The organism is Leclercia sp. (genome assembly GCF_036780805.1).
Lineage (GTDB): Bacteria > Pseudomonadota > Gammaproteobacteria > Enterobacterales > Enterobacteriaceae > Enterobacter.
Genome location: NZ_DAIQCE010000023.1, coordinates 1 through 11,057, shown reverse-complemented (window position 1 = coordinate 11,057; position 11,057 = coordinate 1). Strand labels below are relative to the sequence as shown.

General features: G+C 59.7%; 12 protein-coding genes and 1 pseudogene. 5 read left to right on the top strand and 8 right to left on the bottom strand.

Annotated features, from left to right (window positions below):
* Positions 1-3,295, top strand: a 3,295-nt coding sequence (locus tag V7Q49_RS23430; RefSeq protein ID WP_333855713.1) for a GAF domain-containing sensor histidine kinase, incomplete at its 5' end; no start/stop codon positions are given.
* Between the two features lie 9 nt (positions 3,296-3,304).
* Here the strand turns inward: V7Q49_RS23430 and V7Q49_RS23425 are convergent.
* The 6 genes from V7Q49_RS23425 to V7Q49_RS23400 all read right to left on the bottom strand — a co-directional run bounded on the left by V7Q49_RS23425 (position 3,305) and on the right by V7Q49_RS23400 (position 7,085).
* A complete protein-coding gene (locus tag V7Q49_RS23425) occupies positions 3,305-3,904 on the bottom strand; it encodes a response regulator transcription factor (protein ID WP_333855711.1) in 600 nt (199 codons plus the stop codon).
* 288 nt (positions 3,905-4,192) lie between these two features.
* Positions 4,193-4,696, bottom strand: coding sequence for a PIN domain-containing protein (locus V7Q49_RS23420; RefSeq protein WP_442913096.1), 504 nt, complete (start codon positions 4,694-4,696; stop codon positions 4,193-4,195).
* A gap of 71 nt (positions 4,697-4,767) precedes the next feature.
* Entirely contained in the window at positions 4,768-5,229 is a 462-nt protein-coding gene (locus V7Q49_RS23415; protein WP_333855707.1) for a helix-turn-helix domain-containing protein, read from the bottom strand.
* A gap of 155 nt (positions 5,230-5,384) precedes the next feature.
* Complete coding sequence (locus V7Q49_RS23410) at positions 5,385-5,771, bottom strand: VOC family protein (RefSeq protein ID WP_333855705.1); 387 nt, start codon at positions 5,769-5,771, stop codon at positions 5,385-5,387.
* Between the two features lies 1 nt (position 5,772).
* On the bottom strand, positions 5,773-6,930 hold the full coding sequence (locus V7Q49_RS23405) for an MFS transporter (RefSeq protein ID WP_333855703.1): 1,158 nt from the start codon (positions 6,928-6,930) through the stop codon (positions 5,773-5,775).
* Complete coding sequence (locus V7Q49_RS23400) at positions 6,927-7,085, bottom strand: hypothetical protein (RefSeq protein WP_333855701.1); 159 nt, start codon at positions 7,083-7,085, stop codon at positions 6,927-6,929. Before V7Q49_RS23400 ends, V7Q49_RS23405 begins: the two co-directional genes overlap by 4 nt.
* Positions 7,086-7,183: 98 nt before the next feature.
* On the opposite strand from V7Q49_RS23400, the gene V7Q49_RS23395 reads away from it, so the two are divergent.
* Positions 7,184-7,954, top strand: a complete 771-nt coding sequence (locus V7Q49_RS23395; protein WP_333855699.1) for a DeoR/GlpR family DNA-binding transcription regulator — start codon at positions 7,184-7,186, stop codon at positions 7,952-7,954.
* Here V7Q49_RS23395 and V7Q49_RS23390 read toward each other — a convergent pair.
* Positions 7,951-8,247: an SH3 domain-containing protein gene (locus tag V7Q49_RS23390; protein ID WP_333855697.1), complete on the bottom strand. Its 297-nt coding sequence runs from the start codon at positions 8,245-8,247 to the stop codon at positions 7,951-7,953. The two genes, V7Q49_RS23395 and V7Q49_RS23390, sit on opposite strands and share 4 nt — an antisense overlap.
* A gap of 206 nt (positions 8,248-8,453) precedes the next feature.
* Here V7Q49_RS23390 and V7Q49_RS23385 point away from each other — a divergent pair, with 206 nt between their 5' ends.
* Complete coding sequence (locus V7Q49_RS23385; protein WP_333855695.1) at positions 8,454-9,575, top strand: ribosomal protein uL16 3-hydroxylase; 1,122 nt, start codon at positions 8,454-8,456, stop codon at positions 9,573-9,575.
* Between the two features lie 41 nt (positions 9,576-9,616).
* On the opposite strand, the gene V7Q49_RS23380 is transcribed toward V7Q49_RS23385, so the two are convergent.
* Positions 9,617-9,802 (bottom strand): DUF2767 domain-containing protein, encoded by a 186-nt coding sequence (locus tag V7Q49_RS23380; protein ID WP_333855693.1) that lies wholly within the window; start codon positions 9,800-9,802, stop codon positions 9,617-9,619.
* A gap of 211 nt (positions 9,803-10,013) precedes the next feature.
* On the opposite strand from V7Q49_RS23380, the gene V7Q49_RS23375 reads away from it, so the two are divergent.
* Positions 10,014-10,247 (top strand): DUF2171 domain-containing protein, encoded by a 234-nt coding sequence (locus V7Q49_RS23375; protein ID WP_333855691.1) that lies wholly within the window; start codon positions 10,014-10,016, stop codon positions 10,245-10,247.
* A 148-nt stretch (positions 10,248-10,395) separates the two neighbouring features.
* Positions 10,396-11,057, top strand: a pseudogene (locus tag V7Q49_RS23370) (AraC family transcriptional regulator); the annotation flags it as partial.

Sequence of the window (11,057 nt, the reverse complement as noted above, 5' to 3'; positions counted from 1 at the left end):
GTCGGCCCTGAGCTATATCCAGACCGCCCGCGCGCTGGGCAACGCCGGTGCGCTGCCGGAGAACGCCAGCGACTTCACCCTGAACAGCGAGGAGGCCGGCTGCCAGTTCGCGCTGGGCAACCTCGACAGCACCCGCCGACTCTGCGACCGCATTCTCAATTCCCCCGGCGGGCTGGCGGAAAAAGCCCTGGCGGCCAACCTGCTGGCCGAAGTCTATATGCGCCAGTCCGACACCCGGCTGGCGCTGGAGGCGGCCCTGAGCTGGCTGGCGGTGTTTGGCATTCACGTCAGCCGCGACCCGGAGGCTGCCGAGTGCGACGAGGCCTGGCACAGCCTGTGCAGCCGCGTGGGCGATAACCCGCAGGGCCAGTTTGCCGGGCTGCCGCTAATGACCGATGGCGACACCGAGGCGGTGATGAACCTGCTCAACAGCGCCTGCGTGTTCGCCAGCTTTACCCGCTCGCGCCTGCATTTCATCCTGCTGTGCCGGATGATGCACCTGACCCTGGATCACGGCATTACCGGCGCGTCCGCCCCGGCGATGGCGTGGTTCGGAGTATTGATTGGTCACCGCTACGCCGAATATCGCCTCGGCTTTCAGTACGGCACCCTGGCCCGGGAGCTGGTTAATCGCCACGGCTACGACGCCTTTGAGGCCAAAACCCTGCTGCCGCTGGATCAGCTCAGCGTCTGGACCCAGCCGCTGGGCTACACCATCGAGTGCGCCAAAGCCTGCTTCACCTCCGCCGTGACCCACGGGGACATGACGGTGGCCTGCTTCGCCGCCTGCCACCAGGTGATCAACTTCCTCACCCGGGGCGATCACCTCGACGGGGTGTTGACCAGCATCGAGCGCGGCCTGGCCTTCGTGCGCAAAACCCATTACCAGGACGTGGAGGCGATCCTGCTGATGCAGCGCCACTATGTGGAGCACCTGCGCACCCCGGTGAGCGGCCACTGGAGCGCCAGCGAGGTGCTGCCGCACTCCCTGCTGCCCGCTGCCGCCGAGCAGGCCACGGAGCAGACCTCCACCATGCTGTTCTGGTTCTGGCTCTATCGCGGGATGGCGCACTTCGCCTGTGGCGAATTCTCGCAGGCGGCAGAGAATCTCGACCAGGCCGGGCGGTTCGCATGGTCCGCCCCGGGCCATATTCATCTGCTGGATTACCATCTTTACAGCGCCCTGGCGCTCTCGCAGCAGCTGACCCCGGAGACCTTTTCCGCCGATCTGCGCCGCCAGATCCACCTCCATTACGACAAAATCGCCCTCTGGGCGCGCATCAACCCGGCGACCTTTGCCGATAAAGAGGCGCTGATCTACGCCGAGATCGTGCGGCTGGACGGCATGAACAGCATCGCCCTTGAGCAGTACGAGAAGGCGGTGCGCCTGTCCCGCGATGGCGGCTTTAACCCGTTCAACGCGCTGGCCCACGAGCTGGCCGGGCGCTTCGCCCACGCCTGCGGTTACACCACCGCTGCCGATGCCCATTTCCGCGGGGCGATGACCGCCTGGGGCCGGGCCGGGGCGCAGTCCAAAATACGCCAGCTGGAGCGGGATTTCCCGTATCTGCTGGCCCCCGGACAGGCCAACGCCTGGGACACGGTGGCCTTTGCCCGCAACGAGGAGATCCGCGATCTGCAGAGCGTGATCAAAGCCTCGCGCGCCCTGTCGGAGGAGATCAATCTCGAACGGCTGATCGAAACCCTGATGACCATCCTGCTGGAGCGGGCCGGGGCCCAGCGCGGCTTTCTGATCCGGGTAAATGACAACAACATCCCTGAGATCGAGGCCAGCGCCAGCACCACCACCGACGGGGTGCGGGTGCAGATCCGCAAAGAGGTGCCGATGGCCACCGACATGCCGCTGACGGTGCTGGCGGCGGTGATCCGCACCGGGCAGGAGATCCACACCGGCAAGCCGGAGGAGTTCCACCCCTTCAGCCAGGATCCCTATCTGGTGACCTCCGGGGCGGCAGTGATGTGCGTGCCGATGTTCAAGCAGGCGCGGCTGGTGGGGGTGCTCTATCTGGAGAACCGCCTGATGCCGGAGGTCTTTACCGTGGAACACTCCCGGGTGGTCAGCCTGCTGGGGGCGCATGCCGCCATCTCGCTGGAGACCGCCCGGCTGTACGCCGAGCTGCTGGAGGAGAACCTCCAGCGCCGCCGGGTCGAGAAAGAGCTGCGGGCCAGCCAGACCTCGCTGATGCTGGGGGAGCAGATCAGCCATACCGGCAGCTGGCGCTGGGAGCTACAGCAGGATCTGATGTTTATGTCGGAAGAGTACGCCCGTATTCTCGGCCTGCCGGAGAAGCAGAAGATGATCTCGATGGCCGAGTTCCTGACCTTCGTCCATCAGGATGATTATCCGCGCATCAGCACTCTGGTGACCGAGAGCGTGCGCGATGGCCTGACCATGCGCGCCGAGTTCCGCATTATCCGCGCCGACGGCGCCACCCGCACCATTCTGGGGATTGGCGATCCGGTGGGGGTGGGCAGCGAAGTGAACGAGTATTACGGCATCATCACCGATATCACCACCCAGCGGACGGCGGAAGACGCGATGCGCGTGGCCCAGGCGGAGCTGGCCCGCGTTTCGCGCGCCACCACCGTCGGGCAGCTGACCTCGTCCATCGCCCATGAGATCAACCAGCCGCTGATGTCGATTGTTGCCAACGCCGGGGCCAGCCTGCGCTGGCTCAACCGCGACCCGGCCCGGCTGGATAAGGCCCGTATCGGGCTGGAGGAGATCGTCTCCGAAGGCGAGCGGGCAGGGGAGATCATCCGCAGCCTGCAGTCCCTCACCCGCAAGCAGGATCCGGTCTTCGCCCGCATCGATCTGCACTATCTGGTGCGGCACATCATCACCCTGTCGCGCAGCCAGCTGGAGCAGCGGCGCATCAGCGTCAGCTATGCCCTGGCGGCGACGGACAGCTTTATCGTGGGGGACAGCGTGCAGATCCAGCAGGTGCTGCTGAACCTGGTGATGAATGCGATAGAGGCGATGGCCGAGATCAAGGATCGTCCTGGCAGCCTGCTGCTGTCGACGTCGAACCCGGAGGGCGGGGGGATCGCTTTTGAAATCGCCGACAGCGGTACCGGCATCGGGCCGGGGCTGAGCGAGCGCATCTTTGACTCGTTCTACTCCACCAAAGCCCAGGGGATGGGGGTGGGGCTGACCATCAGCTACAGCATTATCGAGCGCCACCGGGGCAAGCTGACGGCCCGCAACCGCGAGCCGCACGGCTGTATCTTTGCCTTTACCCTGCCGCTGGCGGCGAGCGAGGCATCACTCTGAGGGCAGGGTTCAGGTCAGGCGCTCGGCGGCCCTGACCAGATCCGCCAGCGAGCGGGCCTGCATTTTGTCCATCACCCGACGGCGGTGGACCTTAACGGTGATTTCACTCACCCCCAGCTCGGCGGCGATCTGCTTGTTCAGCATCCCGCTGATCGCCAGCTGCAACACCTGCTGCTCGCGCGGGGTGAGGGAGAGATGGCGCTGCCTGAGGGAGTACTGCTCGCGCAGGTGCGAGGCGTTCTCTTCCGCCAGTTTCAGCGCCGCGCCAATCGAGTCGATCAGATCGTTCGACGCTACCGGCTTGGTGAGAAACTCGTACGCGCCGCCCTTCATCGCCTTCACCGACATGGGGATCGTGCCGTGGCCGGTGAGGTAAATAATCGGGATTTCGCGCCCGCTGGCCTTCAGGGTATCCGCCACCTCAAACCCGCTGATGGTGGGCATCTGCATATCGAGGATCACGCAGGAGGGCACATCTTCAAAGGTGTGCTGCAGAAAAGATTCTGCCGAAGAGAAGTCGAGGGCGTTCAGCCCGGCGGATTCCAGCAGCCCCACCACGGACCGCCTGACAGCGTGATCATCATCAACGACGTAAACAATGTGTTCCATTAATAGCCCCAATGATTCAGCCTGACAGAGATGAGAGGATTTCGCTCAGCGTGAAAACTACCTCCGTACTGTTCAAGCGGTTATGGCGGCAGCTTTCGAACGCAATAACTCTAACACATTAATTATCATTATCATTTAACAATATGATAACTGTATGAAAGCGTGGGGTGAGTATTCAAAACCGCTTTTCACATTGGATAAGCGTAGGCCAGGAATGGTTGAATTGTCGCCAATTGAGGAGGGGAGACTTATAAACGCCGTAGGTTCAAGCGCCTGCCGGAGAAAGGGCTAAATCATTACTCTGTATTTTTCCAGTTCGGTTACGGTTTTTGGCAAGCCCAACTGCAGCAGGCTTTGCAAAAATTGGTCTGGCGTAAGGGTAGGCTTGCGCAGGTGCGACCGCTGCATTCTTACCGCCTCAAGAACCAACGCATGGTTCAGGTCGAAAAGGTCCGACAGAAATTCATCGGGATGGAGCGCTTCGACATCAAATTCAGCGAGGTTTCCACTTGGGAAATCGCTAAGATTGTAGGTCACAATCACTTCGGAATCCGAACGAATAGCTGCGGCGAGCATATGCCGGTCATCTTGATCGGGCAGGCTAAGGCCGTCAATAATGCTCTCATAGCCTGATACGCAGGCATCGCCGAAGGCTTTATTCATGAGTGTTTCGGTGCGCTTCAGCTGGTCTGCCGTAATATCAGGGCGGTTGATAAGCAGATTTCGCTGCCACTCATCATGTATCTGAGTAGTCCATTTGGGCTGATATAAGCCCGTCTTCCCAATATGCATGAGAAGGTCCCGCAGCATTGATGGGTAAAGTACACAGGCATCAAGAACGACGGGATAAGGTGAGTGTGTCATCAGTAAAAGCCAAGCTCCTGACTTTGTTCCGTCAGCTCGCGAAGGGCTTGTATGCTTTCTGCATCACGCTGATCTTTGTACTTCATCAGGTCTGCGAAAAGAATGCGGCGATGACGGCCAGTTTTATGGAAAGGTAGCTTGCCTTCCTCGAGAAGTTTCACCATATGAGGGCGAGAAACGTTCAGGATATTGGCTGCTTCCTGCGTGGTTAATTCGGCATGCACGGGCACAACCTGCACGGCATTGCCCGCAGCCAGCTCGCCCAGAATGCTCATCAGAAGCGTCAGTGAAGAGGTGGGCAGCTCTATTTGATGAGTGACATCCTGTGCATCCTGGATCGTAATTTTTTGCGTTTCCTGCCTGGTGGACAGAAACGTAGCAAGCTCCCTTTGTCCGCGTACCGCTGCCTCAATCTCCTTTGGAGCCGGTAACGTAAGGCTGTTCAGAAGTGAGTTTGTCATTTCAGTATTCCAGTTAATGTCGAGTTTCATGGTTACGGTGAGTAGAAGTACACCAAAAAGAACTTTAATCGAAATAAACGAAATATACAACAAACGAAATAAACGAAAAGCCCCGCATTGCGGGGCTTTTGCTTCTGATATTTTTCAGCGGGAAATCACTCCCCTACAAGCTCAATCCGGTTCCCGTCCGGATCAGCAATCACCGCTTCATAATAGCCGTCGCCGGTCATCCTTGGAGCGCTTAACAGCGTGTTATTTAGCCGCGCCTGCTCCGCCATCCGATCCACATCCGCTTTGCTACCGACGTTCAGGGCGATATGCGCCCAGCCGACAAACTCCGCGTGCGCCGGGGCACCAGGCAGATCCGGGACGGTCATCAGTTCGATGGTCGGGCCGTCGCTGAGGGTCATAAAGTGCGACGCAAACCCCGGGCGGTTTTTACTCAGGTAGCGTTCGTTGCGGCGTGCGCCAAACACCGTTTCCCAGAAGTGGACCTGGGCGTCCAGGTTGTGTGTCCAGAGTGCGACGTGTGCAATATTCATATCATCCCTCGCTGCGAGCGGGTTGGTTAGCGGTGACGGTCACGGACAGCGCGGCGACGACCAGCATCAGCAGCATAATGACCATAAACGCCTGGGTTAAGGAGGTGGCATGCGCCACATAGCCGATAATGGCGGGTCCGGCGAGTACGCCGAGATAGCCCAGAGTGGTAATAGCCGGGACGGCGACCGCCTGCGGCATGCGGGTCTGACGGCCAACGGCGGAGAACATCACCGGCACGATATTGGCGCAACCGGCACCCACCAGCACGTAGCCCAGCAGCGACAGCTGCCACAGCGGCATAAAGGTCACCAGCGCAAAGCCGATGGCGGCCACAATCGCGCCACCCACTACCGCGCGCAGGGCCCCGGTGCGGGCGATCAGCTTGTCGCCGGTTAAGCGGAAAATGGTCATCGCCACCGCAAAGCAGGTGAAGCCCAGCCCGCCCAGCGACTCCGGCACGCCGCGCACCTCGGTGAGGAACACCGCGCTCCAGTCCAGCACCGTCCCCTCGGCAAGGAACACCGCAAAGCAGATGGCACCAATCAGCAGCACCACGCCGCGTGGCACCGCAAAGGCCGGACCGGAGGCGGGGTTAGCCCAGGGCAGCAGCCCTCTCAGGCTGAAGGCCAGCATCAGGATCACGCTCAAAATGATAATCAGGCAGGCGACAAAGGCACTGGCTCCGAGAGTCAGCAGCAGGGTCATCGCCCCCGCGCCGGCGATGCCGCCGACGCTGTACATGCCGTGGAAGCCGGACATCACCGGCGTGGGCGAGTCGCGCTCGACGATGATCGCCTGGATGTTCATGGCGCAGTCCGTCACCCCCACGCCGACGCCGAACAGCAGCAGGGCGGCGGCCAGCAGGCGTGGATCCGGAAGGATCGCCAGCAGCGGAGTGGTGAGCAGCACGATCGCCATCGCGGTGACAATCACCCGGCGACAGCCGTAGCGGCTGGTCAGCATCCCGGTGAGCGGCATCGCAATCAGCGCCCCCATTCCGAGGCAGAGCAGCAGCGAGCCGAGCGTGGCCTCGTTAACGCCGGTATTGGCCTTGGCGTAAGGCACCAGCACCGCCCAGGTGGCGGTCACGTAGCCAGCAATAAAAAAGACGATCCGGGTGGCAAGCCGATGAACGGCTCCGGTGGTCTGCGGGGTCATTTCACATCCTTATTAGGTTTCAGTGAGGGAGAGGCCGGTGTTTTGTGCTGCACCTTCTCCCCGGGGCGCGAATTTGCGGTCACAGGCGCAAACAGGAAGCCGTCATAGGGTTGGGTGGCAGGCACCTGCTGGCGGTAATCATCATAGTATTTCATCGTGACGCTCCGGTTTCGGGCCAGGTGGATTGACAGAGCGCGCCGTCATGCAACATTATGCGCATTGTTGCTCGATTCAAATCCAGAGAAGATTATTTATGCTCGATTATGCAGCTTTCCCGGAACAACGACAAGATGTGATCCGCCAGATCCTGCAGGAAAATGGCAGGGTGGTCTGCGCCGAGCTGGCGACCCGGATGCAGGTGTCGGAACATACCATTCGCCGTGATTTACATGAGCTTAGCAAAGAAGGGGTCTGTAAGAAGGTTTATGGTGGGGCGGTGCTGCAGCTGGCGGACGCCGGAAACTTCTACAGCCGTGAGCAAAAAAATCATGCAAAAAAAGTCACAATCGCGCAGAAAGCGGCAACCCTGATCAACGCGGGCAGCTGCATTTTTATTGATACCGGCACCACCAACCTCGCGCTGGCGAAGGCCCTGCCGCCGGATCTGGCGCTCACCGTAGTGACCAACTCCCCGGCCATCGCCGCGGAGCTGCTGCGGCATCCCCTGTGCGAAGTGATCATCACCGGCGGTCAGATCCAGCGCACCTCCGGCGGCGCGGTGGGGGCCACGGCGGCGAGTCAGATCCAGGGGATTATTTTCGATCAGGCGTTTATCGGCGGCTGTGCGATGGATCCGGGCATGGGGCTGACCGGGTTCGACTTTGCCGACTGCGAGTTCAAGAAAGCGGTGATCGGCCAGAGCAGCCAGACCATCGTGGCGCTCACCACCGATAAAATCCCCGGCGTGGCGCGCTTTGTGGTGGCGAAAAGCAGCGATATCGACGTGCTGGTGGTGGAGGCGAGCCTGGACAACGAGGCGATTGCGGCCTTTGCGGCGCAGGATGTACGGGTGATAAGCGCCTAACGCACCTCAAACACCACCGCCGTCCAGTTGACCCGGGTGCAGGGCGGAAACTCGGGGCAGGGTTCAATCTGCGTGCAGGCCCCCGACCAGATAAAGGTCTCGTCATCAATCCGGTACCAGTGCGGATTGCCCTGCACCGCATCGCCGACCACCGCCGCCTGCACGCTGATACGGCGCCCCGCGGGCAGCTCGCAGGCCACAGGCGCAAACACGGACGGACTCTCTTTGCGCGTATAAACACCCATCAGGGTCTTCACATTGGCGGAAACGGGCAGTTCGATAAACGGGCTCATGACAGGCCTCATAACAGTGCACTCTTTGTGATTAACGATATAAGTCGCTCTGCAACTCGCGCTCACGATAAAGCGTGAAACTGTCAGGCTGTGTCATGCGAAAGGCTGAATGCAGCAGATTTCATCCCCGCTTGACCCACGACAAGGCAGCCTTGCCCGGCCTCTTTCTATAATCAGGCCCGTTTGTCTTTTCACTGGTGCTAACCATGGCGTATCAACTCAACCTGAACTGGCCGGAATTTTTAGAAAAATACTGGCAAAAGAAACCTGTCGTTTTAAAGAACGCCCTGCCCAATTTTATCGATCCTATCAGCCCGGACGAGCTGGCGGGGCTGGCGATGGAGCCGGAAGTGGACAGCCGCCTGGTCAGCCATAAAGAGGGTAAATGGCATGCCAGCAACGGTCCGTTCGAGCACTTCGACGGCTTAGGCGAAACCGGCTGGTCGCTGCTGGCGCAGGCGGTCAACCACTGGCATGCACCGGCTGCCGAGCTGGTACGCCCGTTCCGCGTGCTGCCGGACTGGCGTCTGGACGATCTGATGATCTCCTTCTCCGTCCCGGGCGGCGGCGTGGGCCCGCATATCGACCAGTACGATGTGTTTATCATTCAGGGGATGGGCAGCCGCCGCTGGCGCGTGGGGGACAAGCTGCCGATGCGTCAGTTCTGTCCGCATCCGGCGCTGCTGCATGTCGATCCCTTCGAGCCGATCATCGACGAAGATCTGGCCCCGGGCGATATCCTCTACATTCCGCCTGGATTCCCGCACGACGGTTTCACCCACGAGACGGCGCTTAACTATTCCGTGGGCTTCCGTGGCCCGAACGGCCGGGATCTGATCAGCAGCTTTGCCGATTACGCGCTGGAAAACGATCTCGGCGGCGAGCATTACAGCGATCCGGATCTGACCTGCCGTGAACACCCGGGCCGGGTGGAAGAGTACGAACTCGAGCGCCTGCAGAAAATGATGATCGAGATGATCGGCCAGCCGGATGACTTTAAAAAATGGTTTGGCAGCTTTATCTCCACGCCGCGTCACGAGCTGGATATTGCCCCTGCCGAGCCGGAGTATGCCCCGGAAGAGGTGCTCGACGCGCTGCTGGGCGGCGAAACCCTGACGCGCCTCAGCGGGTTGCGGGTGTTGAACATCGGCGGCAGCTTCTTTATCAACAGCGAACAGCTGGAGACGGTGGACGCAACCGCGGCGGATGCGCTGTGCCGCTACACCGAGCTGGGCCAGGCGGAGCTGGGTGCTGCCCTGCAAAACCCGGCGTTTGTGGAAGAGCTGACCGGGCTGATTAACCAGGGCTACTGGTTCTTCGACGAATGATCGTCAAGGCGGCGCGGGGCGCAGGCCCCACGCCGACATCTTTATGCCGCGAGGATGTGACAGGCTTTCCAGTAATCAAGCAGGCGCTCGTCATCGCTTTCTCGTTCGGCTTTACTTTTCATGGCCCGTGCCAGACTTTCTCTCGACACCTCCTGGCCTTTTTGCACAACATCTAAAACCGCTTCACCAAGAGCCAGGGATATTTCGGTGCGATGCGCTTCTACCATATATGCCTCCGTGTTAAGTGCGTGATGGTAATTATGCGACATAATGACGTGCCTGGAATATTTCTCAGTTCATTCTTATATATTTAATACATCCTCTGGCGCGCTCCGGGAATAATGTTTCGAAATGCTAATGAGACGGAAAGTAACTTATTTATGGTCTACAGTTAGTGTCGTGTCACAACCCGTAGAAATCTGTTGAGGAGAATTAATTATGGTAAACAAGAGTGAAATCAAGGAACATGCTCCGGTTGTTGCAAGCTGCGGTCACCATGTCGGCACGGTTGACCATCTTGATGGCGAGCGTATTAAGCTGGCAAAAAACGATTCTGAATCCGGCGGCAAACACCATTATATCCCGCTGGGATGGGTCGACAAAATAGAAGGTAATAAAGTGGTGCTGAATAAAAATCATGAAGACACCTTTGCCAGCTGGCAAGAGGCCTGATTAACAGCATCGCCGTAAAATAATATTTAAACGCTGGCATCATGCCAGCGTTTAAATACATATTAAGCGAGGCGGAATATACCTGCATTGCCGCCGCGTTAAAGGAGTGATACTGTTTTATTTTTAATAGCTTCCTCCAGGCGCAGGTATGTCCAACACAACGCTCAATAATCCGACCGCTGCAACGAAAAAAACCTTTTCCGTGGCAGACTTTAAGGTGTTCGGCGAGCGCTACGGCATCGACTATCGCTTCCCCTTGTTGACAGATACCTGTGCCAGCACCAGCCCCGTTCTGCACGGCGATGTCGAAGAGATGATCCTGCCGTCCGGCATTTCGTTAACCCATTCCGATGTCCGCGTTCTGCAACCCTATGAAACTACCTCCCGCCACAGCAGCCCGCTGTACGTGCTGGTGGTGCTGGAAGGCTGCGTGACCCTGACCCTCAGCGGTGAAGTCTACGCGGTACGGCCCGGCATGGCGTTCAGCGCCAGGCTGAGCGAACAGCAGGCGATGTCGGCCCGTCATGATGCCGATATCGCCCTGAAAACCCTCTCGTTTGGCGTTTACCCCGACGATGCCCGCCGCGAAAGCCTGCTCGCCTCTCTGCTGGAGCAGTGGGAGAAGCTCAACGCGCCTACCTTTGTCTGGCAGGTGCCCGATTTTGTGCTGGCCGGCATTCAGCATGCCCGCCAGCGCGAGCGCAGCAGCCTGTCGCGCCAGCTGCTGCTGGAAGGGGTGATGTACCAGCTGCTGGGCCACGGCCTGCACCTGCGGGAGCAGCAGGGCACGACGCTGCCAGCCGCGTCCGG